Origin of the sequence: Anditalea andensis (genome assembly GCF_000714815.1) — a bacterium.
GTDB lineage: Bacteria > Bacteroidota > Bacteroidia > Cytophagales > Cyclobacteriaceae > Anditalea > Anditalea andensis.
The window spans coordinates 643,797-670,775 of sequence record NZ_JMIH01000014.1 but is presented as its reverse complement, the minus strand read 5'-3'; the positions used below and the strand labels follow the sequence as shown (position 1 = coordinate 670,775).

The window sequence follows — 26,979 nt, the reverse complement described above, 5'->3', positions numbered from 1 at the left end:
TTAAAATAGACACACACAATTAAGAATAAAGTTCACCAAAACGAGGAAAAAATGTCAGATACTATGAAAGATTACAGATTTGATCTTCCAAAAAACAATAAATCTATCATTAAGGTGATAGGCGTAGGAGGAGGTGGCTCTAATGCCGTCAACCATATGTTTAACCAAGGAATAAAGGATGTAGAGTTTGTGGTTGTAAATACCGATGCCCAGGCATTGAAAAGCAGCCCCGTCCCACTGAAGCTTCAGTTGGGTGCCAACCTCACAGAGGGGCTCGGAGCAGGGGCAAATCCTGAAAAGGGAAGAAATGCAGCCATAGAAACAAAGGAAGAAATACGTGAATTATTATCGGATAATACTAAAATGGTATTCATCACCGCCGGTATGGGTGGGGGCACCGGTACTGGTGCGGCTCCGGTGATCGCAAAGATAGCCAAGGAGATGGACATCCTAACGGTAGGTATAGTGACGGCTCCATTTGTATTCGAAGGCCGTAAGAAAATGCAGGCTGCCCAACTGGGTATAGAAGCCCTTAGGGCTAGTTGTGATACAGTGTTAGTAATTCTTAACGATAAACTGAGAGAGGTATATGGCAACCTTGCTATCAGACAGGCTTTTGGCAAGGCAGATAATATTCTCTCTACAGCAGCCAAATCTATCGCAGAGATCATTACGGTACACCAAGATGTAAACGTGGATTTTGAAGATGTCAAAACTGTCATGTTCAATGCCGGTGCAGCAGTAATGGGTTCCGCTACCGAAGAAGGAAAAGAAAGAGCGATTAAAGCCGCTGAGAAGGCTATTGCTTCTCCATTGCTTAATAATGTAGATATTAGAGGGGCTCAAAAGATTCTTTTATCCATCATGTCAGGTGAGGAAGAGGAGCTTTCTATGGACGAACTTAGTGAGATCACTGAATTTATTCAGGAAAGGGCCGGAGAAGAAGCGGAAGTTATTTTCGGCCAAGGCATAGATCAGGATTTAAAGAAAGCCATCAGGGTGACAGTGATCGCTACTGGTTTTGAAGCCGATTCTCTCACAAAAGACCAAAAAGACGAGATCAATTCAAGACATGAGGAATCTACTACCAAGAAGGTTATCGACTTGGAATCAGGAAAAACCTCTAAAGTAGAGGAAGAAGTGTCTTCTCCAGGACAGACCTTTACTTTCTCCTTTCCCAGTTCTGGAATGCCCTATGCTCCGAAAGAAAAAATGGAACATACCAAGCCTACTCCAGAACCTGTGAGAAAACCTGAACCTCAGCAGGAAAAAAGATACTATACCCTTGATGATGAGGATGAAACTAACTTTGAGTTTGTAAAGCCAGAGCCCAAGCAGGAAAGGCTTTCTTATGATCAACCAAAGCAGAGAGAGCGAGAGCCGGAAAACAGAAAAGAGGAAAATACCAACGGGGCTTTTACTCATGATCATTATGAGCAATATAAGCAAAAGGCCATCAAACGTGCTCATGAAAGATTTGAAAGATTAAGCCAGATGAGGTCAGTAAACCAGACTCCAGAAGAGTTTAAAGAAAAACTGGATACGCCGGCCTATCTGAGAAAAAACATAAAGTTACAGGATATCCAGCATAGTTCTGAGCAGAATATATCTAAGTATAACTTAAATGATGATAACGAAATCTTGGGAAATAATAGGTTTCTACATGACAATGTTGATTGATTAAAAATCGATCAACATTGCCGCTTGGGAGTGCAGTAAGTCGATATAGAATCTGTTGGTGAGCAGATGATCAGACATATTTTCCTCAATTTTCGCAAGTTTTGGCTTATTGGCTAATACATGCATTCCCAGATAATGGAAGATGTCGGTAAGGTGGCTCAATGCGATGCCACCCCCGCCTATTCCTGAACTTATGCCTACCAGTGCACATTTTTTATTCCGAAAAGAGTTGGGGTAATTCATCCCATCGATAAAAGCTTTTAATATACCGGGAAAAGAGCCGTTATACTCTGGTACGATAAAAACATATTTTTCACCCTCTTTTACTTTATTATGAATGGTGTTGTATGCTTCATTCTTTCCATTGCATTCATATAAAGCAGTAAACAAAAAATCATCGGGTAACTCTAGAAGATCTATAATCTCAGACTGCCGGTCCAATGAGGTGAGTATATTCTGATACTGGAGAGCGATTTTTTTTGAAATTGAATCAGGTCTGTTGGTACCTACTATGATTTTGATCATATACTTATAGTGCTTGTATTAGACATTCGCCATTAAAACTGTTTCCAATAATAGATCTCTTTGAAACTTTGAACTGGTATCCAACGGATAATTCTATGATCTTTTTAACAGGGATTGGCTCTTTTAATTTCTTTTATTAACAAATACTGTAAGAAAAGAGACCATGGAAATGTTTTAAAATTATTTATATATCACCTTTAATAAGTTTCTAATTTGGGAAAATAAGCGTAATATCCCAAATATTCTTTAGTTTCTGTTAATTTTGGGTTTGTATCATTCTAATATAATATAATAAATGCAGACTAATATCAGCTATTCGGATCAAATCCTTCAGGCAGTATCCTATATTCAAGATCAGGTATCCTTTAAGCCTCAGGTAGGCATCATATTAGGTACAGGATTAGGGAAATTGATAGATGATATCCACATCTTACATGAGATAGATTATAAAGATATTCCACATTTCCCGGTTTCTACAGTGGAGAGTCATACAGGCAGGTTAATTTTTGGAGAAATTGAAGGAAAGCATGTAGTGGCAATGAAAGGCCGGTTTCATTATTATGAGGGATATGACATGAGAGAAGTAACCCTACCTGTAAGGGTAATGAAACACTTAGGGGTGGAAGTTCTCTGTGTTTCCAACGCAGCCGGAGGTTTAAACCCGAGCTATAAAATCGGTGAAGTGATGATTATCAATGACCATATTGATCTTTTTCCAGAAAATCCACTCCGGGGAAAAAATATGGATGAACTGGGTGTAAGATTTCCGGATATGAGTGAGCCTTATGATCTGGGATTGATTGAGGCTGCTAGGGAAATAGCAAAAGGCCATGATATTATTGCCCATGAAGGTTCTTATGCAGGTGTTCAGGGTCCAAATTTAGAAACCAGAGCCGAATATAACTACCTCCGTATTATAGGTGCTGATACGGTGGGTATGAGCACTGTCCCTGAAGTTATCGTGGCCAGGCACATGAATCTTCCTGTTTTTGCTATATCTGCTATAACAGACCTATGTTCACCGGGAAACATTAAAAAAGTGAGTATAGCCGAAGTTTTGGCGGCTGCAGCTATAGCAGAACCAAATATGTCATTGATTATCAAAAAGTTAATCAGTAAATTGTAATAGGTATAATGGAAGCATCAGATTATTTCTCTAAGATCGATAGTGCTCTTTCCTATATTCGGCAGCAGACTGCAGTCATTCCGGAAGTGGGTATTATTTTGGGTTCAGGATTAGGGAATTTTACCGACCGAATCAGCGTAACTAATGAGATTTCATATAGTGATATCCCTTTTTTTCCTACTACCACAGTAGAAGGACATTCAGGAAAATTTGTATTTGGCACTTTCCAGGGAAAAGCTATTGTGGCTATGAGTGGTCGATTCCATTTTTATGAAGGTTATTCTATGAAAGAAGTCACTTTGCCTGTAAGAATCCTCAAGCTGCTGGGCATCAGTTTGCTTATTGTGTCCAATGCTGCAGGGGGTATTAATCCGGATTACCGTGTAGGCGACCTGATGGTGATCAATGATCATATAGATAAATTCCCTGAGAATCCACTCCGTGGTCCAAATGATGATCGGCTGGGGGTAAGGTTTCCCGACATGAGTGAACCTTATACGCTCGATCTGGTAGATAAAGCTATGAATATGGGTAAATCTCTTGGACTATCCATTCACCAAGGTGTGTATTTGGGGATACTGGGTCCCAAATTGGAAACAAAAGCGGAAATACATTATTTACATACCGTAGGGGCAGATGCAGTAGGGATGAGTACTGTACCTGAAGTAATAGTTGCCCGTCATATGGATCTGAAGGTATTTGCTGTCAGTGCCATTACTAACCTATGCTCACCTAATGACAATGTAATATTTACCCATGATAATGTGGTGGAAGCTGCCAAGAAAGCTGAAACTGCGATGAGCCTGTTGATAGAAAACATTCTTAAGGGTAATTAGCAATGTTACTGTCAGGTAGTTTGCTATTAATTAAGCAGTGGCATATTTCTTGTCAATCTTTGCAGGTATAGCAAAGTTAAAAACCAACCAATGGAAAAAGTTTTGATAATAGGTGCCAATGGTGCCACAGGAAGAATAGTAGCCACCCAACTTAAAGATAGTTCAAATTATATTCCAATAGCTATGATTCGTAATGAGGATCAGCGGGGATATTTTGAAGAATTAGGTGTACAAACAAGAATAGGTGATCTCGAAGGCGATATTTCCGATTGTTTCGAAGCAGTAGATAAAGTGGTTTTTGTAGCTGGATCCGGATCCTCCACAGGAAAAGACAAAACTGAAAAAGTAGATAAAGAAGGAGCTGAAAAAAGTATAGATTTAGCCAAAGAATATGAAATAAAGAAATATGTAATGCTCAGCGCCCGAGGGACAGAAGATCCGGACCCTGAATCGAAAATGCTCTTTTATCTGGCAGCTAAAAGTGAAGCTGATGAGTATCTTAAAAAGAGTGGCGTTCCCTATGCCATCGTTCGTGCAGGAGCCCTTACAGACGATGAAGGAAATGGGAAAATAAAAGCTGCCTATAAATTGGAAGGTGAAGGACAAATACCCAGGGCTGATGTAGCCAAAACCCTAATTGCTAGCTTAGATCGGGATTATGGTACGGGTTTAACATTTGAAATAGTATCCGGTGAAGAAGACATACAGAATGCCATTGAGCATTTGAGGCAGGTGTAGAATCCAGAAGGATGGATGTCAGAGATGAGTGCCATGTGGAATCAGGTCTCATCTTACTTGATACTATGTTTTATACACATAAACCATAAAAACAGAGGCTGACTCAAAAGTAGGGACAGCCTCTGTTTTATTTGGGAGCGTATCTGACTCAAATTTCATATAGCCAAATCTCAGGCACTTGGATTAAATTATAAGACAGCCTCTTTGTTTATGCTGGTGTGTCTTGCATGGTTATAACTAAACATTGCAAGTAGGGTTAGTAACCGCTAGCCAATAGCAAAGTTTTCCATCGTGAGGTGGAATTTGAAGGAAGCTGGGGTCAAAGTATTTACCCGAGAAACACGGATATTATCAGGTACATACTATGGGATGAGATTGCCCTCGAGTCTTAGTCCAAGGATTACTTAGGCTTTGGAATGTAAATGATAGGATTGCAGAGAATGAAAGTTATTGGATTTACCACAGGAGGAAACGAGCCACAAAAGGGGAGGACTTACAAAATAAAGAAAGGCCGAACATTAAGTCCGACACTTATTGACTGTTATCAGTTTGAAGCTCCACTGAAGGCTCCTTTTCAGAAGATTGGAGCGTAAACTGAATGATAGATAATTGGGACATTACTAAATTAAATAACTTAAAACAAGCACCACCCATTCTTAAAGAATGGGTAAAGCAAGCAACGCCAGATTACCGAACGGTTCGTACATGGAGGGGTAGGTCGAAACGGGAAATAACCCCCGTGTCTCCTACCAGATTTTATTTTTCACCTTCAAAAAAATCCAGTGTAAGATGGCTTAATATTTTCATGCCCAGTACAAACCCTCCCTCGTCAAGATAAAGGTCTGGTGTATGATGGCTGGCCACTTGGTTGGGATCTGCACCTTTAGGCATTCCTCCCAGAAAAATAAACAGCCCCGGTGCCTCCCTTTGGAAATAACTAAAATCCTCGGCCCCAGTAATGGGATCATGACTTAAAGCATTTTCGGAACCAGCGACTTCATTGAGAGTTTTAATCATCCTTTCAGTCAATTCTGGATCATTTATGGTAGAAGGATACATTTTTTGTATTGCCACTTCTGCGGTGGCTCCAGCACTTTCGGCTATTTTGGTAGCCACTGCTGTGATTCTATTGTGAACCAGATCCTGCTGAGGCTCTCCAAAAGTTCTGACCGTTCCTATCATTTCTACTTTTTCGGGGATAATGTTTTGCCTGACACCACCATTTATAGCTCCGATTGTAACTACTGCGGGGTTTTCTGTGATATTTACGCTTCTACTCAGGATGGTCTGCAGCCCTGTTATGATCTGAGCTGAAGTTACTATCGGGTCTACAGAAGCCCATGGTGCAGCGCCGTGGGCCTGTCTTCCATTTACGGTGATCTTAAGGTTATCCACAGCAGCCATAGCAGGTCCAGATCTGTATTTGAATGTCCCGACTTCAGTGGCACTGTTGATATGAAGTCCAAATATAGCGTCTACACCTTCCATAACACCTTCTTCTACCATGAGTTTAGCACCCCATGAATCTACCCCTTCTTCATGTATCCCTTCCTCTGCAGGCTGAAAGATGAATTTAACAGTTCCCGCTAAATCTGCTTTCATAGATGTAAGCACTTCCGCTACTCCCATTAAAATTGCCACATGGGTGTCATGTCCACAGGCATGCATGACACCTATATGCTGACCGTTATATTCCGTAGTAACGGTGGACTTAAATGGTACATCAGTTCTTTCTGTCACCGGTAAAGCATCCATGTCTGCTCTTAAAGCTACAGTTGGTCCTGGCTTTCCACCCTTTAATATGCCTACCACCCCGGTCACAGCCACCTGTTCCTGCACATCCATACCCAAAGACCGGAGATGTTCAGATACTATTTTAGCGGTTCTATATTCCTGATTGCCCAGTTCCGGATTTTGGTGAAAATCCCGCCTCCAATCTATGACTTTTTGTTCAATGGACTGGGCGTGGTCATTTACTCGTGGTTTTAAATTTGTTTGTCCATAAGCCAGGCCTGATATAAACATTATTGCTGTAAAGATCTTTTTCATATATATATTTAAATGTAGGGAATTTGTTAGATTTAAAAATACGAAAGTAAAATGATAAGTCAATTACTTACTTCTTTATGACCATAGATCATATGACTAAATTTAATCATTAAAGTTAAAAGGTAACATATTAGGTTTAAATGAAAATTTTTATTGGGTTGATTGCTGTTTTTATTGTTTCTTTTCATGCTGTTTCAGCTCAGGATTATGATACCCTATATCTCAAAAATCAGCCTCCCCTGGCTGGTAAACTTGAAAGAATCCGACGTGGACATATTATATTTGATCTAAATGATGTAGGGAGTATAGACGTAGATTTAAATAAAGTGGTATCCCTAAAAACTTCGGGATTTGGCTACAGGATACAGACAGCGAATAGAGATTTTTTAATTGGTAATTTTGAGCGCCACGAAGATGAAGGCAGGGTAAAGATCTCATCTGCTTCCGGAGAACTGGACATTGCCCTACGGAATATAAGTGAGGTAAACTTGCTCCATGAATCTTTTTTTGAAAGGGTAGAGGGTAAGGTATCCGCAGGTTTAAGGTTATCCAGATTTGATAATCTGGGAATATATAACAGCGATATAGAATTGGATTATGATACTGAACGGCTTGAGATGGATTTGTCCGGATATTTATTATATATCCAGGAAGAGGGTCAAATAAGTAGGGACCGGGAAAACATCACCTTTACCGCCAATTATTATCTTTCCCCGAGTTGGCAGGCAGTGATGATGGCCAACTACCAGCGGATGTTACAGCTTGGAATCGCCAGACGGTTTCAGCAAGGCGCAGGAGCTGGGTTTTATGTATTACAGCATAAACGGGTAATAGGACGGGTAGTGACTGGCGTGATGATCAATAATGAGGTAAGTGTTTCAGGATTAAGGAATAGGTATCTATTCGAAGCTCCGTTAATATTTGAATTCACTTTTTTTAAATTAAGTCAACCGGAGATAAATTTTACCACTACTCAGGCCTTGTTTACAGGCATATCTCAAATGGGCAGGTTTAGGGTGGATGGATCTACCCGTTTAGCATGGAATGTATTTAAAAACTTTGATATCAGCGTAAATTATTATAATAACTTTGACAGTAGATCCCCCGAGGATCTTACCTCCAGATATGACTATGGGTTGGTGTTGGAACTGGGTTTTAATTTTTAAAAAATTGAAATGGTACTGAGCTTTGTTTAGCTAACTGCATTATAACTTTTAAAAGTTCGTCATAATATAGTGATCATTTAACTAAAGTTGCAAACAGTCTCACCTTATTTTTGTTTGTAATTCTATCTGACTACTTTTGTTTGCATAAATATTTACATAAATATGTCTTTGGAAGTACGCAACCTGTCCAAAAATTACCATCAACAGAAAGCATTGAACGCTATCAGCTTCCAGGCCAACGAAGGTCAGGTACTCGGTTTCTTAGGCCCAAACGGAGCCGGGAAATCTACGACTATGAAAATAGCTACGGGTTTTATCCTACCTGATGACGGAGATGTTATAGTAAACGGAGTTTCTGTGGTGGATCATCCGAAGGAAATCAGTAAAATGATAGGCTATCTTCCTGAACATAATCCTTTATACCTGGACATGTATGTCAGGGAGTTTTTGGAATTTGTATCGGGACTATACGAAATTAAGGGCAGAAATGCTCAGCAAAGCATCAATTTGGTGGTCGACCGCTGTGGTCTTGGGCCCGAGCAGCATAAAAAAATAGGCCAATTATCCAAAGGTTACCGTCAGCGGGTAGGATTGGCCAAAGCCTTGGTTCATGATCCCAAAGTTATCATATTGGATGAGCCGACCACAGGTCTCGATCCCAACCAACTTGTAGAAATCAGAAAGCTGATAGTGGAAATCAGCAGAGACAAAACTTTGATTCTCAGTACCCATATCATGCAGGAGGTAGAAGCAATCTGTGAAAAGGTAGTCATCATTCATAAAGGGCAAATCGTAGCCCAGGATCTTCTATTAAATTTAAAAAGTGAGCTAGGCACGAGTAGATTAATTTTGGAGACGGAAGAAATGTTGGATAAGGCCTGGTTTAGTCATCTTTCAAATGTAGCAGTGATAGAGTCACTTAAAGACAATACATTGGTTTTTCTAACGCAGGAACCTGGCCCTCTACGCAAAGAGATTCTCCCGGTAATACAAAGGAGGCAACTATCTTTAATCAGAATCCAGCAAGAGGAAAAAAACCTGGAAGCTATATTTCATCAGTTAACCCAGCAAAATGCTTAGTCTGCTTTCTAAAGAAATAAACGGTTTTTTCAATCAAATAACTGGTTACCTTATATTAGGTGTCTTTTTGATAGCTATAGGGCTAATAGTCTGGGTATTTCCAGATACATCTGTGTTAGAGTATGGGTTTGCCGATCTCGAAGCATTATTTGTTTATACTCCATATGTATTTGTATTTATGGTGCCGGCCATAACCATGAAAATGATAGCAGAAGAGAGGCGTAGTGGTACTTGGGAATTGTTGATGACTGCACCGTTAAATTCTTTTCAAATTGTACTGGCAAAATACTTGGCCGCTGTGGTATTGGTGGTTATAACGCTTTTGCCAACTTTGGTTTACCATTTCAGTATAGTACAGCTGGGAGATCCTGTAGGCAATATAGATAGTGCGGGTTTTTTTGGGTCCTTCTTGGGCCTTATGTTAATTGGTGCGGTATTTACGGCTATAGGGCTTTTCAGTTCTGCTTTGACAGATAATCAGATAGTAGCATTTGTTCTAGGAGTATTTATCAGTTTCCTTTTTTATTTTGGGCTGACTGCGTTGACAGATTTACAGGCATCGGGTGGCATTAGCTTATTTCTGGAGAATATTAGTCTTAGTTACCATTATAGGAGCATGAGTAGGGGAGTTATTGATTCGTTAAATTTATTGTATTTTCTGACCCTTATCACAATATTTCTTATGGCTACGGCATTTATCATTAGGAGGAGATGAGAAGACAGGATTTTATATATTTTAGGGTATTTTCTATTATTGCGGCTGCTCTAGTCCTTTTATTTATCATTAATACGTATATAGCCTTTAGGATAGATCTAACCGAAGAGGGTAGGTATTCACTTCACCCGGCTACTAAGGAAATTTTAGATCAGGTTTCAGAGCCTTTAGAAATCGAGATTGTACTCACAGGAAGACTTCCGGGAGGGATGAGGAGGCTTCAGATCGAAATAGAAGAGACCATCAGAACTTTTAATGCTTATAGTAATGAGCGTATTTCCTATTATTTTCATGATCCTTTGGCCCTTACCGGGGAGGAACAGCAGGAATACATCTTTACGCTTTCTGAATATGGCATCAATCCTACCAATCTCCACCTTACAGTGGATGGCGGACAATCTACCAGACTGATCTTCCCAGGAGTGGTGATCAGGGACAGTGAATTTGAAACAGGTGTGGTGCTTCTGAAAGGGGAGCAGGGAATGTCTCCTGACGAAATACTTAATCTTTCTATTGAAAATCTGGAATTTGAGCTGATCAATGGGATCCGAAAGCTTATTACTACCCAGCAGCATGCGGTAGGTCTTATCGTAGGACAGGGTGAGATGGAAGAAGATGACGGGTTTGGTATGGTGGAGGCTTTGGTGGAAGATCATGAAGTATATAAAGTACCCCTTGCAGAAGCTAGAAGTGTGGAAGACCTTATAGATTTCGAAGTCCTGATCGTAGCGGGCCCGAGGGTAGTCTATTCTGAAAGGAGCAAATACTTATTAGATCAGTACCTGATGTCAGGTGGTAAACTGATGTTTATGATTGATCAAATGGTAGTAGATCTGGCCTTGGCAAGTGGTACTGGTACTACAGCTATGCCTTTTGATACGGGATTAGATGATCTGCTTTTTAGATATGGGGTAAGGATAAATAGGGATTTGGTGCAGGACCTTAATTTTGGTTATCATCCCGTGATGACAGGGGACTTTGGAGGACAGCCCCAGATTACCCCACTGCCCTGGCCTTTTTATGTAGTGGCAGGCAGGATGGCCGATCATCCGATTACTAAGGGGTTGGACCAGATAATATTCAGATTTGTAAGCACTATAGATACTGTAAAAGCAGATGGAGTAACTAAAACTCCACTGGTCTTTACTAGCGACTATACGAGAAGACTGGCTGCACCTGCACGTGTAGCTTTTGAAGATATGGCACAGGAACCGGACATTTCCTTATTTCAGGAAAGAGCGATACCTCTGGTGTATCTTCTAGAGGGGGATTTTACCTCTTTCTTTCGGAATAGGTTTCTGCCAGAGGGAGTAGACAAAGCTGGTTTTAAAGAAACAGGCAATACAGGGATGGTGATGGTGGTAGGTGATGGAAATATAATTAAAAGTATGCTTCAGCCTGCATCTGGAGAGCCATTGTCCCTAGGTAGGGACCCTTATACTGGAAATGAATATGCCAACAGGCTTTTTTTGCAGAATGCTGTTAATTATATGATCAACCCAGAGGGGATCATTTCAAGCAGGGTAAAACAGTTTCAGATACGCCCTCTCAATAAGGTGAAACTGCGCAGCCAAAGAACATTTTGGCAGGCTATAAATGTGGTTTTACCTGTATTTATAGTATTTCTTATTGGATTTATTAAGGTTTCTTGGCGAAAGTCAACGTACGGTAAATACATTAAGAGGCATAATATTTAAGATTATTTTGCTATAAATCATTTTCCGGTGGGGGCATTTATAATTTTATTTCTATTTTTACCTTGTTATAACATACATAGATAAATAAGTCGACTTCATATGAAATTTATTGTTTCTTCTTCTGCGCTTTTAAAGCAACTTTCTGCCATTAACGGAGTGGTCACTACAAACCCTGTTGTTCCCATTTTGGAAAATTTTCTTTTTGAAATCAAGGAAGGTAAATTAACAATTACAGCCTCTGATCTTCAGACATCCATGATGACCGAGATCGATGTTGAAGCCAAAGAAGATGGCAATATCGCAGTACCGGCCAAAATTCTTATGGAGACCCTAAAAAATCTTCCAGAGCAGCCGGTAACCTTCAGCATAGACAGAGATACTTACAGTATAGAGATCAGTTCCGATAACGGGCGTTATAAGTTGGCGGGTGAAAATGCAACAGATTTTCCTAAGATACCAACGGTGACGAATGCTACTGCGGTGGACATGTCATCAGAAGTCCTTAGTAATGCTATCAACAATACAATATTTGCTACCAGTAACGACGAACTTAGGCCTGCTATGACAGGTGTATATGTAAATCTAAGTGCTACCAATGCTACATTCGTGGCCACAGATGGACATAGATTGATCAGGTACAGGAGAGTGGATATTGCTTCACCTGATGCAGCTAGTATAATCATACCGCGCAAAGCGCTGAACTTACTGAAATCTACCCTTCCTTCCGATAATGTCCCTGTGACAGTTGAATTTAACAGCAGCAATGCTTACTTCAACTTCAGTAATATCAAGATGATCTGCCGCCTGATAGATGAACGTTTTCCTGATTACGAGAATGTGATTCCAGTAGATAACAACAACAATATGACCATCGATAGGCTGGAATTTATGGGGTCAATGAAAAGGATCGCTATATATGCCAACAAAACAACACATCAAGTAAGGTTGAAACTGGCCGGAAGTGAACTACAGATATCTGCAGAGGACCTGGACTTCTCCAATGAGGCCAATGAAAGGCTTTCCTGTGAACATGATGGAGAAGATATAGAAATAGGATTTAATGCAAAATTTCTAGTAGAAATGTTAAATAACATATCTGCCAAAGAAGTAACATTAAAGTTCTCAGCACCAAACAGAGCAGGTCTGATCGTACCTTCAGATAAGGGAGAAAATGAAGATATTCTTATGCTGGTGATGCCGGTGATGTTGAATAATTACGTTTAATAACAATAACTGAGTTGCTAAGGGCAAAACGAATAGTACTATATAGTATCATTTTGTATATTGGTGCTGTATGAATCTTTAATAATAAATATCTTACAAATGAGTATGCCCCAGCTATTCCGCTGGGGCATACTCGTTTATATTAATAGATCACTTAAGCAATAAGGTTTTTTGACTGCTGTACCATTTAGGAAAAGAATGAATATCAGCTTGTTTGATAGCCTTGTAAAGTTATTTTTTCGCTCTTAAGACTATGTTTTTCTGAATAAATAATAATGATTTTTCAAGAAAATATAAAACATAATTGCATCTGACCTGTTCTTTGGTAGTAACGAACTATAACCACAAAATACAAATACAATGTCTAGATTAGAAGGAAAGAAAATAGCGATTTTAACCCATACCGGGTATGAAGAAAGCGAATTAAAAAGCCCAAAGGAAGCATTGGAAAACGAAGGAGCTACAGTTCATGTTATATCTCCAGCTGATGAGATCAAAGGGTGGAAAAACGGAGATTGGACTAGTCCCATTAACATAGATGTAGCCTTAAAAGATGCTCATCCAGATGATTATCATGCGCTGGTAGTACCTGGAGGAGTAATCAATCCAGATAAATTAAGGATGGATAAGGATGCAGTAGCTTTTATCAAATCATTCTTTGAGAGTGGTAAGCCCATAGGAGCCATCTGTCATGGTCCTCAAGTACTGATAGAAACTGGAGCATTGGAAGGAAGGGAGATGACTTCATGGCCATCCATTAAAACTGACCTGGTCAATGCCGGTGTAAACTGGGTAGATGAGGAATGCGTATGTGATTCTGGACTGGTGACATCCCGTAAACCTGATGACCTTCCTGCATTTAATAGGAAGCTGATAGAAGAGATCAGAGAAGGTGTTCATGAAGACCAAAAAACAGTATAAATGGAAGAGGGATCATGTCCCTCTTTTTTTGTGGTTTATAAAAATATAATTCTAGGTTTACTTTTTGCTTCTTCACCATGATTTGTAATATACATGGGTAGATATAGTTCATATGAAAGAGGTTGTTAGCCCCTCTGCTATAAGCGTAAAATGTAAACAGGTATAATAATTTTATGTCAAGTCTTAGCCATTTGTGCTGATATAATATACTTTTAGGACTTTTTAACTTTTTGGTATGAATTTTTCAGAATGATTATCGGGAAATCATAGTTATTATTTGTACAAATAAAATTTAGAATGTCTTTGCCCTCCTTTTATGTTATGTAATGATTGGATAATGGCATAATTCAGAAAGTATCATTGATAGATTATGAAACAATATATAAACCTATTTATAATAATTTTTCTTGCTTCCTGTAACGGTACTACGCAGATAGATCGTATACTGGGCACAGCCAGTCCCTATGAAAAATATCGGCAAAACCTGACTTCTGCCAACCTCCAGAATTCTGCCATGGTTAGAGATTGGATAGAAGCAGGAGACCTTGTCATGAGCGATTCTATCATGGTGGACCTGCCCTATCAGGAAACGGGGTCATTTGACCGGTCCAGTCCAAAAGCGATGTTGCTCAGGTTTAATGTTCGTGAGGGTCAGAATATTACCATTAATTTAACCCCTATCTCCCAGCCGGATGCCCAGTTTTTTATGGATGTTTTTGAAGTAAGGGCGAATGGAGAACTTACCAGAAAGCACTTTTCCGATGGAGGTAATGAAATGTCCTACTCAGTCCGAAGCAGTGGTGTGAATGCTATACGGATCCAACCCGAACTGTTTCGGGGGGGTATCTTTAATTTGACCATAACTTATAATGCTTCTCTGGCCTTTCCTTTACCAGATAAGACCACTCGCAATATCGCCAGCTTTTGGGGGGATGGTAGAGATGGGGGTAGAAGAAAACATGAAGGTATAGATGTTTTTGCACCACGAGGCACACCTGTAGTAGCTGTTACCTCCGGCAGGGTCAGTCGAGTGGGAGAGAACAGACTTGGAGGTAAAGTAGTGAATGTATCTGGTGGAGGATATTCTTATTACTATGCTCATCTAGATAGTCAGTTAGTTAGTTCTGGTCAACGGGTAGAAATTGGAGATACACTTGGCCTGGTTGGTAATACAGGCAACGCTATTACTACTGCCCCGCATCTGCACTTTGGTATATATGGGGGCGGTAGGGGTGCTGTTGACCCTTTTCATTTCTTAAATTCAGCCGCCGCTTTACAGGCCGTAAATTTAGCAGATAGCCTGAACATAGGATTCTATGGTAGAATTAAAGGAAATACTGCCAATATAAGGATAGCACCTTCTACGAAATCTGATGTAGTCCGTACATTAGACAGACATACTGTTTTTGAAATAGATGGCAAAACGAAAGATTGGGTAAGGGTAAGCCTCCCAGATAATAGAAAAGCTTTTATATTTCATACTTTGATAGAACCCGCAGAATCGGCCCTGGAATCCATTACCATTGCTGAAAACGCCCAGCTAAGGGAAAATTGGGGAAGCGCCTTTACTTTTGAAAGTACAGTAGCTGATGAAGCAGCCGAAAGGATAGGCCACTATGGGGATCAGGAGCTATTAAGATTAGCTTCCGGAAGATATCTATGGAAGCAAGTTCCCTAATTTACTGATATATTGGTAAACCAGATAAATTTCTTGCCTGTGTCATTGGTTCTGGAGGTTGATATTTTAATCCCCTTAAATTCCTGTACATCTTCCCAAGTAAATGCCCTGCCATCAGGTGCCCCACCTTTTCTGAATACCCACTCCTTAATCATAAGATCACCGTCAAGATAGAGGTCATAAGCATCACCGGGGGTGAATCCATCCGCTTCATTATACTGTATGATCAGTTTAGTGGTAGACTCTCCGCTTATAGGTGCTGCCTGGTCTGATACTTCTTCATAGTCATATCCCGTGTCCCAAGCCAACTGGAAAGGGAAAAGTAGCCAATATTTATCATTTATAAATCTGTGCTCAAATGTCTGTAAATCAGCAGTTTCAGAGGGATAGTTAAAAGTTAATGTAGAATCAGGGCCACTATAATAGACTTCTACCTCTTTAGGTCTCCATTTCCAGTCTCTTACACCTACACGCACACTGTCCTGCTGTACGTTCCATGTATATTCTATAACATTAATATCTTCAAAATTTCCTATACCATATGCCTCCGCTACCTGAAGTGGCAAAGATTTAACTTCAGAGGTCTCATTGGATGCATCATTACAGGATGCTAGGAGGAGCAATACTGATGAGATTAAGGCGCAGAAAATATTTTTCATGGAACATATTTTAATCTAATATAGGTTTTTCACCGTATATATATGCGGAATATTATTTTATTATTTTAACTACATTGGTTCTATAGGTAGTGTGTTGGTCAGTTTCCATTAATAAAACCCACATGCTATTGTCATGGATGAGTAATTTGCTAAAAAATCTACGATTAAATTTAATGTTAAGAAAAAAAATTTATATACAGACTTTCATGGTCATTAGTGGCCTGGTGAATAGAAAAAAGAGAAAGTCCTACTTTCCCTTTTTTCTATAAGCTTATGCAGCACCTGATATGGGACATATTTTTAGCCTGCAAGTATCACTTCACTTCTAAAATCCAACTTTCCAATGGTTTCAGATCAATTCTTACTTTGGCATTTTCAGAATTCACTTTAAGCTTAGTACTGACCTGCCCATAGAGCTTTTCAGACGTTTGGTGTTCTCCATCTTCTATGCCCCATTCCTTTATAATATGGGCCGGTAGCTGTAGTTCAAATCCATAGCTATCATTATGGTCAAAATTACTCACAATAATCAGCTTCTGGCCATCAGACCAGCGGACATAGGAAAATACCTTGTCATTGTACCATTCAGTATTTTGTCTGTTAAAGGTATGGATTTCTGCATACTGACCCGTCAGTGCTTGGCTGGATATGGTAAAGTTTAAAAGCCTTTTGTAGAAATCCCGTAATGCTTTTTCTGAACTTTTAAGTTGTCCTCCATCAAATTCCCCTTTGTTCATCCACCTTTGGTGATGGGGGACTCCAATGTAGTCAAATATGGATGTTCTGCTAGGGTCACCAAAACCGGCATTTTCTGCACCTGGTTCGCCCACTTCTTGACCAAAATATATCATCATAGGTGCCTGGTCTATAGTAGCGGATACGACTGCTCCCGGTTTAGCATGTTCTGCATTACCAAGAAATTCAGGACTGGCTATACGCTGCTCATCGTGGTTTTCTAGAAAATGGAGCATGTGCTGGCTGATGTCAGACAATCCTGCTTGTATCTGTACCAGGTTATCCGTAGAGCCGCTTCCCTGCATGATGTTTTTTAATGTATCATAAAGTTCTACCTTATCATATAAATAGTCCATTTTTCCAAGACGGATATAATTTCGATATTCTTGTGGATTATAAATCTCGGCTAATAAAAAAGCATCGTGATTTGCCATTTTAATAGCAGCATTCATATAACTCCAAAATTCCACGGGAACCATTTCGGCCATATCAAAGCGGAATCCGTCCACACCCTTACTGGTCCAAAACAGGGCTATATCTCTAAATTTCACCCATGAATTGGGGACATCTTTATCAGCCCAAAAGTCGAAATGGGCCTTATAATCTTTATCCGCTAAATTGGCTGGAAGTTCAGTGAAATCTTTTTTCCCATCTGGAGTAATTCCGTAATTGATCTTTACTGTTTCATACCAATCATGAAAATGAGGTTGGGCTTCACGGGAACCATTTCCGGTCCATTTGGCAGGAAATTCTTCAAATTTACCATCTGCGAGGGGATGGGCATCGCCGCCAAGTGGAATATATCCCCCTAATGGCTCCGGTACCTGAAATGCTTTGCCCGGGATATAGTAGAAATTATTATCTTTTTTATATGCTACCGATGTGTCATCATCCGCGCCAAAATCGCGCACTCCTTCCGGATTGTTAAGCCCCTCATATTTTCTGGCTACATGATTTGGTACTATATCGATGATGACTTTCATGCCATTGCGGTGGGTACGATGGATCAGTGCTTCAAACTCTTCCATCCTTTTGGCTGGATCATCTGCGAGATCAGGGTTTACACTGTAATAATCTTTCACTGCATAGGGTGAGCCCGCTCTTCCTTTTACCACATCAGGGTCGTCATGAGATATGCCATAGGTACTATAATCTCTGATGACCGCATGGTGCGGTACACCTGTATACCATATGTGGGTAGTACCAAGGGTTTTGATTTCCTGTAAAGCGATGTCGGTAAAGTCGCTGAACTTTCCGACGCCATTTTCCTCAGCAGTGCCCCAGGGTTTATTATTTGTATTAGTATTGCCAAATAATCGGGTGAAAACCTGATATACTACTATCTTGTGTCCTTGCTCCATTTGGGGTTCTGATTCTGTGGTTTGGTTTGAAATATTACAGCTGACAATGCTAGAGATAATGAGTCCTATCATTGACAAAGAGAAGAGGGATTTATTCATGGACCAAAGATAAAAAGGATCAGAGGCTTTACCCAAAGATAGGGAGGGTCAAGATGAAAAATATTCAAAATGGTTGATGTCTGAAAAGGGCTATTTTATTTCCACTACTTATTTGCATTAAATGGAATGCTCTATTTGAATATTAAGAATGCTATAGAACTATTGGGTTTGTATGGTAAAATAAATAAAAGAGCCTCAGATCAGAGGCTCTTTGTTGAAATAAGGATCGCTTAGTCCAGTCTCACGATATCAGCACCCAGTGCGTTCAGCCGCTGGTCGATGTACTGGTACCCTCTATCGATTTGTTCTATGTTATCAATAATAGATGTGCCTTCTGCAGAAAGAGCCGCTATAAGCAGGGATACACCAGCCCTAATATCTGGGGAGGTCATTCTTATCCCCCTCAATCTATTTTTTCTTTCGAGGCCTATAACTGTAGCTCTATGTGGATCACATAAGATGATCTGTGCTCCCATATCGATAAGTTTGTCTACAAAAAACAGACGGCTTTCAAACATTTTTTGGTGTACCAAGACGGTACCTTTTGCTTGGGTAGCCACTACTAATACAATGCTCAATAGATCTGGAGTGAATCCGGGCCATATCGCATCTGATATGTTCAGGATAGAACCGTCTATGAAAGTCTCGATCTCATATAGGTCCTGGGCAGGTATATGAATGTCATCACCTCTAAATTCCAATTTAATACCCATCCTTCGAAAAGTATCAGGAATAATGCCCAATCTATCGATCTGTGCATTTTTAATGGTTATTTCGGATTGGGTCATTGCGGCTAGGCCAATGAAAGATCCAATTTCTATCATATCAGGAAGCAGCCTATGATCTGTACCGCTTAGGCTTTTTACACCTTCGATATGGAGTAGGTTAGAGCCTATTCCTGTAATTTTTGCACCCATCCTGTTCAGCATATCGCAGAGCTGCTGCAGGTAAGGTTCGCAGGCAGCATTGTATATCGTAGTTTTGCCTTCTATCATAGATGCGGCCATTACTATATTGGCAGTACCGGTCACAGAAGCCTCATCTAATAGCATGTAAGCGCCTTTAAGGTTTTGTCCATCTATTTTATAGATTTCCTGGGCCGCATCATATTCGAATTTGGCACCAAGTTTCTGAAAACCAAAAAAGTGTGTATCCAGCCTCCTTCTTCCTATTTTATCTCCTCCTGGCTTAGAAAGCCTACCTGTTCCGAACCTGGCCAAGAGTGGCCCTAGTATCATAACAGAACCTCTTAATGCCGAAGCTTTTTTTAAAAAATCCGGAGTTTCAAGGTACTTTAAATTTACATCATCTGCCTGGAAAGTAAAGCTGTCTGGTCCTATTTTATTGACTTTGACGCCCATATCAGCCAAGAGCTCTATTAGCTTATTAGCATCACGTATGTTAGGTATGTTATGTATGGTAACCAGATCATCTGTCAGCAATACGGCACATAAAATCTGGAGTGCTTCGTTTTTGGCACCTTGCGGAGTGATTTCACCTTTCAGTTTTAATCCTCCTTTTACTCTAAATGAAGACATTAATTTCTGCGTTTTTTGTAAGTTCCTCCTGAATTTCTTTTTTTGTTGTTACCATTTCCGTTATTGTTGGAATAGTTTCTACGGTTATTGGAGGTATTTTTTTGCTCGTCCGAAGGCTGTGAGGTAGGTTTAAAATCTCTTCTGGTACTGGTTTCGAAAAGACCATTTTCTTTTACTTTTTCCAGATCAATATGAAGTTTGCCTTTGGATAGTATTTTGATATCGTCTAGGATAATGGCATCATCAAAATTGTCCCTGTTCCAAGTAGAATGAAAACTTCTCATCAGTTGGCCTATATAGATGATGGCTACTTCTTGCTCTTCATCATCTTCTATTTCTATCGCTTTTTCTATCAGTTTTTCGATGTTTCGGCCGTAGTGTTTGAATTTAACTTCCCCTTGAGGATACCCAAGCCTTTTAGGCCTTTTGCCCAGAAGCTCTTTTTCAGGCATAGGGAAAGGGGCCTCTACGTCTAACTCAAAGTTGGACATGATAAACAGATCATCCCATAGTTTTTGGTCATTTTCTGTCTTTAGTTGGGGATTGAGTTGTTTCATCAGGTCCACCAGGGTATAAGCATATTCCGTACGCTTATCCTTATCTGGCACTGTCTGAACATACTCTACCAGTTTTTGGATGTTCTTGCCGTATTCTTTCAAAATAAATGGATTATTATGCCTTAAATTATCTTCCATAATGCTCCCCCTCTTTATATTACTGACCTCTTAATTTACAAAAAATAAGTCAATATCAGGAGAAGCTTTAATATTTAATATTTCAGACCCACGGTCTGTGTTGGGGTATTATCAATTACTCCACTATTCGGAGCTTTGCAAAGCTAAGTAATAATGTCTTATCCCCAAAATTATCGAAACTTATAACTGCTTTTCTATTGGCTCCTTCGATTTCTATTTTGCTTACCATCCCATATCCAAACTTAGGATGTTCTATTTTCTGGCCTTCCTGAAGGTTATTGGTATTAGAAGGTTTGAAATCTGGACTTGGGGTATGCAATTTGGCCGTACCGGTGCGCAGTTCCGGTTTTTTTAGCCCTTTAAAACTGGCTGATCCTTCATCTGCATAGCTGTTCCTAAACGAGTTGGCCAAGGCTGTTGCCATTTTTTTGTTCACCTTGATATGTAAAGGATCTATTTCTTCCAGAAACCTACTCTGTTCGCAATTAAGCAAGCGACCATAACGATATCGGCTTAATGCATAGCTTAGGTACAATTTGTCCATGGCACGGGTAGTGGCTACATAAAATAGCCTTCTTTCTTCCTCCAGATCTTCCCTGCTCTGCATCATCATTTGACTGGGGAATAAATCTTCCTCCAAGCCAACCACAAAAACCTGCTTGAATTCAAGTCCTTTGGAAGAGTGAATGGTCATCAAGGTCACTGAATCAGTAGTGTCTTTATCCCTATCATTATCTGTAAGTAATGCTATTTCCTGTAGGAAAGCCCCAAGGCTTTTGTCCTCATTCTCCGAATTATCTACATATTCCTTAATTGCATTTAAGAGTTCCTGGACGTTTTCATAGCGGTTTAGACCCTCTATGGTTTTGTCTTCATAGAGCTCTCTGAGCAATCCTGATTGTTTGGCTATGGTAGATGCTGACTCAAAGGCATCTTTTCTCTCTATCTCGACCTTAAAGCTTTTGATCATGGTGGCAAAATCATGTACTGAATTAGCCGCTCTTCCTGTTAGAAAACTGGAAGAATTATTTACCACCTCCCATAGCGGGATATCATGTTCATAGGCAGCGATCATCATTTTCTCTACAGATGTGTCACCTACACCTCTTTTAGGATAATTGATGATCCTTTTGAAAGCTTCTTCATCCACAGAATTCACCGCAAACCGCATATATGCCATCAGGTCCTTGATCTCCTTTCTTTGGTAGAAAGATAATCCTCCTACTATTTTGTAAGGTATACTCATCTTTCTCAAAGCTTCTTCCATCGCCCTTGACTGGGAGTTGGTCCGATAGAGTATGGCAAAATCACTGTTGTTGAGCTTCTTGTTGTTCCGTTCTTCAAAAATAGTGCTTGCCACTATTCTTCCTTCTTCATTATCAGAGGCAGCTTTGAAGAGTTCTATCAGATCTCCCGTGACATTTTCTGTCCAGACATCCTTTTTTAGCTGTGCTTTGTTTTTGGCAATGATAGAATTGGCCGCCTCTACTATGGTCTTTGTAGATCGGTAATTTTGTTCCAGCTTTACCACAAACAGATCCGGATAATCCTTTTCAAAATTTAATATGTTCTGTATATCCGCACCCCGGAAGGCGTAGATGCTCTGCGCATCGTCACCTACCACACAGATGTTTTGGTGGACTGCTGCCAGTTTTTTGGTGATCAGGTATTGGGATAAGTTGGTATCCTGAAACTCGTCCACCATGACATATTTGAACCGTTGCTGGTACTTATTTAGTGCGTCGGGATGGTCTCTGAACAAGACATTGGTATTAAAAAGGAGGTCGTCAAAGTCCATGGCTCCTGATTTGAATAGTCGCTGCTGGTAAACTCTATATATTTCACCTACCTTGGGTTTCATGGCGGCATCATCATCAGCTTTGATATAAGGGTCATTCAGATAAGTTTGCCAGCCTATTAATCTGTTTTTGGCCCCCGATATTCGGGATAGTACTGTATTAGGTTTATAGACCTTATCATCGAGCTTCATCTCTTTCACTACAGACCGGATGAGCGATTTACTGTCATCTGTATCGTAGATGGTAAAGTTTGAAGGATAGCCTAGCTTATCTGCTTCTACGCGGAGTATTTTCGCAAAAGTGGAGTGGAAGGTTCCCATCCATGTATTGCGCGCCTCTAGACCAACGACACGTTCTATCCTTTGTTTCATCTCAGAGGCAGCCTTATTGGTAAAGGTTAGGGACAGGATATTAAAAGGATCCACTCCTTTGGCATGTATAAGATGTGCGATACGGTACATCAGTACCCGTGTTTTGCCTGAGCCTGCACCGGCGATGATCATCACAGGTCCTTCGGTTTGTTCTACAGCTTGTCTTTGGGGAGGGTTTAATCCTTCTAGGTAATCCATGTTTTTACTAATCTCCAATCTGGTAAGATGGTTCAAATTTAATACTTTTATACGGATAGATGGGGGTTGTAAACCACTAGTTTGAAAAAAGTATAAAATCTAAAATGGTAATTGATAGAATATTAAAATCGATTGGCTATATTTATTTTATTAGTTCTAGTGAATGTTCTTTTTACTTTATTAAAATATAGGTTTATTAGATGTATATTGATTTTTATGGTTTTTCTGATTTCTGTAAAAGTTATGGGGCAAGGGATTTTTATAGAAACCAAGTATTCAAGAAGCTTTAGCTTATCGGATATAAGTAGGTTACGATAGCGGCTGTTGGGTCTGGATATCTGGCTGCGTATGACAGGAATCGCTCAATTGCGGTTAATACTTAATATTAGGGGGCTTTATGAAGAGGTGGCATTGCCTGATGCTGAACCTTTGATAGAGCTTCGGTATGCACAAAATTTTTTTAGGTTTATGTCTTATTATCAGGACGGTACCAGGTTAAGTAACCGTGAGTTAACATCACTTCTGGGTAATCAAGGAAAATTTCAGGACCTTTTAAAAAAAGCCAATATACAGAGGGGAATAGGTACAGGGTTGACGATAGCGGGTGGTCTGGGTTTGATAGGAGGGGCAGTTCTTCTGTTTGATGAGGGACATAACGGTGTAATTCTAGCCGGGCCCTCATTAGTCTCATTGATTTCAGGAGGGATCTTGTTAAATGCCTCCAGAGCAAATAGGCAGTCCGCAGTCAATCTTTATAATAAGCAGCTTTTCCAATCTGCCACTGGTACGGCATCATTGGATTTAAAAGTTAATCCTGCCAATAGTGGATTGGTGCTTAGTTTTTAGAAGCTTAAACTATTAGGGATATAAGGATATGCATTATTACAAATGAAATTGGTTTTTATTTATAAGCTTTTTATGATTTATTTCAACCTTTGTTCTTTCCATCTATTATGGCTCCAAAGATATAGCGCAGGTTCCTCACGTATGTTTTGTTCGGTTAGTTCAATGAATCTATCTGTAATACTATGGGGCTGCTGATCATGGGGGGGCTCTGCCAATAACTGATAGGTAAACACATAATGGCCGCGCTTAGGTTTGTGAGCTGTTCCAAATATAACGGGATTGTTGAATTTTTTGGCCAATTTTTCAGCTCCCTCAAAGAAGGCGGTTTCACGGTTCATGAATGTGGCCCAATAACGTATGTCAGCATGATGCGGCCTTTGGTCAGCTGCCAGTACTATGAGCCTGGGCTCATTTCTTTTTTTAATGAAATTTCTCTGAAACTGGCTTCTCTCTACCAGGTTTCCTCCAAACCTGCTTCTCATTGCATACATGAAATTTTCAAAAAATGGATTGTTTACCTTCAGGTAAACAACCTCGCATTTATCGTGTAAAGATGATGTAAAGGCAAGGAGATTGGCTTCCCAATTGAAAAAATGTCCACATATACCGATAACAGTTTCTCCTCTTCTGACTCTATCTGTGACGAGGTCAGCGTTGATCAGAGTCATCCGTTCTGCAAGTCCTTCTTTTGTAATGGTAAGGAATTTAATTGTTTCAGCTAAAGAATCAGTAAAGTTTCTGTAAAATTTCTTTTTAATATAGGCCCTTTCTTTGGTTGTCTTTTCAGGGAATGCGTGAAGCAGATTGTCATCGATGATTTTAGCTCTGTATTTAAATACATAGCATGCTAAAAGGTATATGAAATCAGAAAAAAGATAAAGGATGTTAAGCGGTAAATATGATATAATCCGGAAAAGGAACATTCAAGCTATATTTGTGTTAAATTTATACCATTGATGAAAAGGTTTCAGCATGATTTGATCTCAAAATAAATCAAATTGAATGACTTTCTTGTCAAAAATTAGTTATAATTTAAGTCAATTAGTATTTTTGAAGCTTATGTCAGAGGTGCAAAGAAAAAAATATTCCGATAAGGATAAAAACGACATTTTCGATAACGAGTTTATGCCCCACATAGACTCGATGTATAACTTTGGTTATAGGCTTACCTTCGATGAGGATGATGCCAAAGATCTGGTACAGGATACCTATTTGAAGGCATATCGTTTTATAAACTCTTTTGAAAAGGGCACCAATGCAAAAGCTTGGTTGTTCAGGATATTAAAAAATAGCTTTATTAATGAATACCGTAAAAAAAGCAAACAGCCGGCAAAGGTAGATTATCAGGAGGTTGAAACTTATTATAACTCAGACAGTGTTGATTATAATATTACTTCCGATCTAAGGGTAGACACGGTAAAGGACATGATCGGAGATGAAATCTCCAATGCCCTTAACAGTTTAGCTGTGGATTTTAGGACGGTAATCATTCTCTGTGACCTGGAAGGGTTCACTTATGAAGAAATGGCCAAAATATTGGATATCCCAATCGGTACGGTGAGATCAAGACTACATAGGGCAAGGAACTTATTGAAAGATAAATTGCGTTCTTACGCCCAAGATATGGGGTATGACACTGATAATGAAGACTAAAGTAAGTAAGTGAGATAAAGAAAAAATGGAAAAAGATTTAAACCCACCAGAAAGGAAGCTTAAGTGTGATGATGTCAGTAAGTGCTTTCAGTTATTGGAAAGCATTTTGGATGGACAGGAGCAGTCTGACTCAAATGGCACATTAGACCATAAGTTAGCTAAATGTCAGCCCTGCTTCGAATACTATAATCTTGAGCAGGCAATCCGGGAAGTACTTAAAACAAAATGTACCAAACAGCCGGTACCCAGTGAATTGGCTTCGAATATCCGTCAAAAAATAGAAGAGATTAAATAAGCATCAATTCATGCCATCAGGAAAAGCAATTATTTTTTCAGCACCTTCGGGTTCTGGAAAAACTACTATAGTCAGACATTTAATATCCATGAACCCTAAGTTGGGATTTTCAATCTCTGCCTGTACCCGGGACAAAAGAGGGAGAGCGGAACAAAATGGAAAAGACTATTATTTTTTAACTCCGGAAGAGTTCAAAAGCAAAATTGATAAAAACGATTTTATAGAATGGGAGGAAGTGTATGAAGGTAATTTTTATGGAACCCTCAAAGAAGAAATACAGCGTATATGGGATGAAGGACATCATGTCATATTCGATGTGGATGTAAAGGGCGGACTCAATTTAAAGAAGTATTTTGGAGATAAAGCACTGGCCATATTCGTAAAAGTCCCTTCTATGGAAGCCCTGACAGAAAGACTGAAAGACCGTGGTACTGAATCCGAAGAAAGCTTATCCAGAAGGCTCTACAAAGCTAAATTTGAAATGACCTTTGCCGATAAATTTGATGTGATTCTCGTCAATGACAATATGGATAAATCTTTTCAGGAAGCGGAGTCCCTTGTAAACGATTTTCTTTCCAAATGATAATAGGAGTGGAAGTTAGCTGTATGGCAGCTCTGTTGAAATAAATGCAATTATTTCACTTTAATAAAATATGAAAATCGGCTTGTTTTTCGGATCCTTTAATCCTATTCATATAGGTCACCTTATAATCGGAAATGTGATGGTGGACCAAACAGACCTAGATGAAGTATGGTATGTAGTTTCTCCCCAAAACCCTTTTAAAAACCCAAAATCACTTTTGCATGAAATAGATAGGATAAGAATGGTCGAATTGTCAATAGCTGACCATTTTCATTTCAGGGCATGCGATGCTGAATTTCATATGCCTAGGCCAAGTTATACGATTGATACATTGACACTTCTTTCCGATAAACATCCCCAGCACGATTTTAAACTTATCATAGGGGGTGATAATATGAAGCATTTCCATAAATGGAAAAACGCAGAACAAGTGTTGCAGTATTACGGTTTGTACATCTATCCCAGGCCCGGAGATTCAAAAGAATTTGAACACGAAAATGTCCGGTATGTGGAAGCCCCACTTATCGATATCTCCGCTACCTTCATCAGGAAATCTATAAAAAATGGTTTTTCAGTCAAATACTTACTTCATCCTGCTACAGAGGAGTATATTATGGATAAGAAGTTTTTTCAGTAGGTTTTGACTACAGTGTTAAGGAGCTTGGCCTTTATATACCGCGGTCACATACTATATTGGGCAGGAGCTGTTGGA

The 26,979-nt window shown here is 39.6% G+C and carries 24 protein-coding genes; 16 read left to right on the top strand and 8 right to left on the bottom strand.

Translation table 11 applies throughout. The features are described 5' to 3' along the window. The first annotated feature begins 63 nt into the window (after positions 1–63). A complete protein-coding gene (ftsZ, locus tag EL17_RS06565; protein ID WP_035072136.1) occupies positions 64–1,680 on the top strand; it encodes a cell division protein FtsZ in 1,617 nt (538 codons plus the stop codon). On the opposite strand, the gene EL17_RS06560 is transcribed toward ftsZ, so the two are convergent. Further along, complete coding sequence (locus EL17_RS06560) at positions 1,681–2,205, bottom strand: NADPH-dependent FMN reductase (RefSeq protein ID WP_035071635.1); 525 nt, start codon at positions 2,203–2,205, stop codon at positions 1,681–1,683. A 295-nt stretch (positions 2,206–2,500) separates the two neighbouring features. Between EL17_RS06560 and EL17_RS06555 the strand changes: the two genes are divergently transcribed. The 3 genes from EL17_RS06555 (at position 2,501) to EL17_RS06545 (ending at position 4,905) form a co-directional block, all read left to right on the top strand. Continuing rightward, positions 2,501–3,331: a purine-nucleoside phosphorylase gene (locus EL17_RS06555; RefSeq protein WP_035071633.1), complete on the top strand. Its 831-nt coding sequence runs from the start codon at positions 2,501–2,503 to the stop codon at positions 3,329–3,331. Between the two features lie 8 nt (positions 3,332–3,339). Further along, the gene (locus EL17_RS06550) at positions 3,340–4,167 is read left to right on the top strand and encodes a purine-nucleoside phosphorylase (protein ID WP_035071631.1); all 828 of its coding nucleotides are present in this window, start codon (positions 3,340–3,342) and stop codon (positions 4,165–4,167) included. 90 nt (positions 4,168–4,257) lie between these two features. Beyond that, a complete protein-coding gene (locus EL17_RS06545; RefSeq protein WP_035071629.1) occupies positions 4,258–4,905 on the top strand; it encodes an SDR family oxidoreductase in 648 nt (215 codons plus the stop codon). A gap of 756 nt (positions 4,906–5,661) precedes the next feature. Here the strand turns inward: EL17_RS06545 and EL17_RS06540 are convergent. Further along, positions 5,662–6,954 carry an amidohydrolase gene (locus tag EL17_RS06540; RefSeq protein WP_035071627.1) on the bottom strand — a complete coding sequence of 431 codons (1,293 nt, stop codon included), beginning with the start codon at positions 6,952–6,954 and terminating at the stop codon, positions 5,662–5,664. A 140-nt stretch (positions 6,955–7,094) separates the two neighbouring features. On the opposite strand from EL17_RS06540, the gene EL17_RS06535 reads away from it, so the two are divergent. From EL17_RS06535 to EL17_RS06505, 7 genes are all read left to right on the top strand, one after another. After that, positions 7,095–8,120 (top strand): DUF481 domain-containing protein, encoded by a 1,026-nt coding sequence (locus EL17_RS06535; protein ID WP_035071625.1) that lies wholly within the window; start codon positions 7,095–7,097, stop codon positions 8,118–8,120. Positions 8,121–8,282: 162 nt separating this feature from the next. Next, positions 8,283–9,200, top strand: coding sequence for a gliding motility-associated ABC transporter ATP-binding subunit GldA (gene gldA / locus EL17_RS06530; RefSeq protein WP_035071624.1), 918 nt, complete (start codon positions 8,283–8,285; stop codon positions 9,198–9,200). After that, positions 9,193–9,915 (top strand): gliding motility-associated ABC transporter permease subunit GldF, encoded by a 723-nt coding sequence (gene gldF, locus EL17_RS06525; protein ID WP_035071622.1) that lies wholly within the window; start codon positions 9,193–9,195, stop codon positions 9,913–9,915. The genes gldA and gldF overlap by 8 nt, the downstream gene beginning before the upstream one ends. Then, complete coding sequence (gene gldG / locus EL17_RS06520) at positions 9,912–11,612, top strand: gliding motility-associated ABC transporter substrate-binding protein GldG (RefSeq protein ID WP_035071620.1); 1,701 nt, start codon at positions 9,912–9,914, stop codon at positions 11,610–11,612. Before gldF ends, gldG begins: the two co-directional genes overlap by 4 nt. 99 nt (positions 11,613–11,711) lie before the next feature. Further along, positions 11,712–12,836: a DNA polymerase III subunit beta gene (gene dnaN / locus EL17_RS06515; RefSeq protein WP_035071618.1), complete on the top strand. Its 1,125-nt coding sequence runs from the start codon at positions 11,712–11,714 to the stop codon at positions 12,834–12,836. Between the two features lie 360 nt (positions 12,837–13,196). Further along, a complete protein-coding gene (locus EL17_RS06510; RefSeq protein ID WP_035071615.1) occupies positions 13,197–13,757 on the top strand; it encodes a type 1 glutamine amidotransferase domain-containing protein in 561 nt (186 codons plus the stop codon). Between the two features lie 370 nt (positions 13,758–14,127). Continuing rightward, positions 14,128–15,435, top strand: a complete 1,308-nt coding sequence (locus tag EL17_RS06505; RefSeq protein ID WP_051719831.1) for a M23 family metallopeptidase — start codon at positions 14,128–14,130, stop codon at positions 15,433–15,435. On the opposite strand, the gene EL17_RS06500 is transcribed toward EL17_RS06505, so the two are convergent. From EL17_RS06500 to EL17_RS06480, 5 genes are all read right to left on the bottom strand, one after another. After that, positions 15,432–16,094, bottom strand: a complete 663-nt coding sequence (locus tag EL17_RS06500; RefSeq protein ID WP_035071613.1) for a hypothetical protein — start codon at positions 16,092–16,094, stop codon at positions 15,432–15,434. The two genes, EL17_RS06505 and EL17_RS06500, sit on opposite strands and share 4 nt — an antisense overlap. A 314-nt stretch (positions 16,095–16,408) precedes the next feature. Continuing rightward, complete coding sequence (locus EL17_RS06495; RefSeq protein WP_035072131.1) at positions 16,409–18,289, bottom strand: alpha-amylase family glycosyl hydrolase; 1,881 nt, start codon at positions 18,287–18,289, stop codon at positions 16,409–16,411. Positions 18,290–18,519: 230 nt separating this feature from the next. Continuing rightward, positions 18,520–19,827 (bottom strand): UDP-N-acetylglucosamine 1-carboxyvinyltransferase, encoded by a 1,308-nt coding sequence (gene murA / locus EL17_RS06490; protein WP_035071610.1) that lies wholly within the window; start codon positions 19,825–19,827, stop codon positions 18,520–18,522. After that, positions 19,827–20,522, bottom strand: coding sequence for a DUF4290 domain-containing protein (locus tag EL17_RS06485; RefSeq protein WP_035071606.1), 696 nt, complete (start codon positions 20,520–20,522; stop codon positions 19,827–19,829). The genes murA and EL17_RS06485 overlap by 1 nt, the downstream gene beginning before the upstream one ends. A 115-nt stretch (positions 20,523–20,637) precedes the next feature. After that, on the bottom strand, positions 20,638–22,890 hold the full coding sequence (locus EL17_RS06480) for an ATP-dependent helicase (protein WP_035071602.1): 2,253 nt from the start codon (positions 22,888–22,890) through the stop codon (positions 20,638–20,640). A gap of 348 nt (positions 22,891–23,238) precedes the next feature. Here EL17_RS06480 and EL17_RS06475 point away from each other — a divergent pair, with 348 nt between their 5' ends. Continuing rightward, on the top strand, positions 23,239–23,736 hold the full coding sequence (locus EL17_RS06475) for a hypothetical protein (RefSeq protein WP_164674969.1): 498 nt from the start codon (positions 23,239–23,241) through the stop codon (positions 23,734–23,736). A gap of 77 nt (positions 23,737–23,813) precedes the next feature. On the opposite strand, the gene EL17_RS06470 is transcribed toward EL17_RS06475, so the two are convergent. Further along, positions 23,814–24,659 carry a lysophospholipid acyltransferase family protein gene (locus EL17_RS06470; RefSeq protein WP_035071596.1) on the bottom strand — a complete coding sequence of 282 codons (846 nt, stop codon included), beginning with the start codon at positions 24,657–24,659 and terminating at the stop codon, positions 23,814–23,816. Positions 24,660–24,795: 136 nt separating this feature from the next. Between EL17_RS06470 and EL17_RS06465 the strand changes: the two genes are divergently transcribed. The 4 genes from EL17_RS06465 (at position 24,796) to nadD (ending at position 26,904) form a co-directional block, all read left to right on the top strand. Continuing rightward, positions 24,796–25,389 carry a sigma-70 family RNA polymerase sigma factor gene (locus tag EL17_RS06465; RefSeq protein ID WP_035071593.1) on the top strand — a complete coding sequence of 198 codons (594 nt, stop codon included), beginning with the start codon at positions 24,796–24,798 and terminating at the stop codon, positions 25,387–25,389. 25 nt (positions 25,390–25,414) lie between these two features. After that, positions 25,415–25,684: a mycothiol system anti-sigma-R factor gene (locus EL17_RS06460; protein WP_035071590.1), complete on the top strand. Its 270-nt coding sequence runs from the start codon at positions 25,415–25,417 to the stop codon at positions 25,682–25,684. A gap of 10 nt (positions 25,685–25,694) precedes the next feature. Then, positions 25,695–26,267 (top strand): guanylate kinase, encoded by a 573-nt coding sequence (gmk, locus tag EL17_RS06455; protein WP_035071588.1) that lies wholly within the window; start codon positions 25,695–25,697, stop codon positions 26,265–26,267. 70 nt (positions 26,268–26,337) lie between these two features. After that, positions 26,338–26,904 carry a nicotinate (nicotinamide) nucleotide adenylyltransferase gene (gene nadD / locus EL17_RS06450; protein ID WP_035071585.1) on the top strand — a complete coding sequence of 189 codons (567 nt, stop codon included), beginning with the start codon at positions 26,338–26,340 and terminating at the stop codon, positions 26,902–26,904. Positions 26,905–26,979: the final 75 nt, after the last annotated feature.

Coding starts and splice junctions, on each gene's coding strand:
- ftsZ (WP_035072136.1), top strand. CDS start 64: ATGAAAGATTACAGATTTGATCTTCCAAAAAACAATAAATCTATCATT.
- EL17_RS06560 (WP_035071635.1), bottom strand. CDS start 2,205: ATGATCAAAATCATAGTAGGTACCAACAGACCTGATTCAATTTCAAAA.
- EL17_RS06555 (WP_035071633.1), top strand. CDS start 2,501: ATGCAGACTAATATCAGCTATTCGGATCAAATCCTTCAGGCAGTATCC.
- EL17_RS06550 (WP_035071631.1), top strand. CDS start 3,340: ATGGAAGCATCAGATTATTTCTCTAAGATCGATAGTGCTCTTTCCTAT.
- EL17_RS06545 (WP_035071629.1), top strand. CDS start 4,258: ATGGAAAAAGTTTTGATAATAGGTGCCAATGGTGCCACAGGAAGAATA.
- EL17_RS06540 (WP_035071627.1), bottom strand. CDS start 6,954: ATGAAAAAGATCTTTACAGCAATAATGTTTATATCAGGCCTGGCTTAT.
- EL17_RS06535 (WP_035071625.1), top strand. CDS start 7,095: ATGAAAATTTTTATTGGGTTGATTGCTGTTTTTATTGTTTCTTTTCAT.
- gldA (WP_035071624.1), top strand. CDS start 8,283: ATGTCTTTGGAAGTACGCAACCTGTCCAAAAATTACCATCAACAGAAA.
- gldF (WP_035071622.1), top strand. CDS start 9,193: ATGCTTAGTCTGCTTTCTAAAGAAATAAACGGTTTTTTCAATCAAATA.
- gldG (WP_035071620.1), top strand. CDS start 9,912: ATGAGAAGACAGGATTTTATATATTTTAGGGTATTTTCTATTATTGCG.
- dnaN (WP_035071618.1), top strand. CDS start 11,712: ATGAAATTTATTGTTTCTTCTTCTGCGCTTTTAAAGCAACTTTCTGCC.
- EL17_RS06510 (WP_035071615.1), top strand. CDS start 13,197: ATGTCTAGATTAGAAGGAAAGAAAATAGCGATTTTAACCCATACCGGG.
- EL17_RS06505 (WP_051719831.1), top strand. CDS start 14,128: ATGAAACAATATATAAACCTATTTATAATAATTTTTCTTGCTTCCTGT.
- EL17_RS06500 (WP_035071613.1), bottom strand. CDS start 16,094: ATGAAAAATATTTTCTGCGCCTTAATCTCATCAGTATTGCTCCTCCTA.
- EL17_RS06495 (WP_035072131.1), bottom strand. CDS start 18,289: ATGAATAAATCCCTCTTCTCTTTGTCAATGATAGGACTCATTATCTCT.
- murA (WP_035071610.1), bottom strand. CDS start 19,827: ATGTCTTCATTTAGAGTAAAAGGAGGATTAAAACTGAAAGGTGAAATC.
- EL17_RS06485 (WP_035071606.1), bottom strand. CDS start 20,522: ATGGAAGATAATTTAAGGCATAATAATCCATTTATTTTGAAAGAATAC.
- EL17_RS06480 (WP_035071602.1), bottom strand. CDS start 22,890: ATGGATTACCTAGAAGGATTAAACCCTCCCCAAAGACAAGCTGTAGAA.
- EL17_RS06475 (WP_164674969.1), top strand. CDS start 23,239: ATGACAGGAATCGCTCAATTGCGGTTAATACTTAATATTAGGGGGCTT.
- EL17_RS06470 (WP_035071596.1), bottom strand. CDS start 24,659: ATGTTCCTTTTCCGGATTATATCATATTTACCGCTTAACATCCTTTAT.
- EL17_RS06465 (WP_035071593.1), top strand. CDS start 24,796: ATGTCAGAGGTGCAAAGAAAAAAATATTCCGATAAGGATAAAAACGAC.
- EL17_RS06460 (WP_035071590.1), top strand. CDS start 25,415: ATGGAAAAAGATTTAAACCCACCAGAAAGGAAGCTTAAGTGTGATGAT.
- gmk (WP_035071588.1), top strand. CDS start 25,695: ATGCCATCAGGAAAAGCAATTATTTTTTCAGCACCTTCGGGTTCTGGA.
- nadD (WP_035071585.1), top strand. CDS start 26,338: ATGAAAATCGGCTTGTTTTTCGGATCCTTTAATCCTATTCATATAGGT.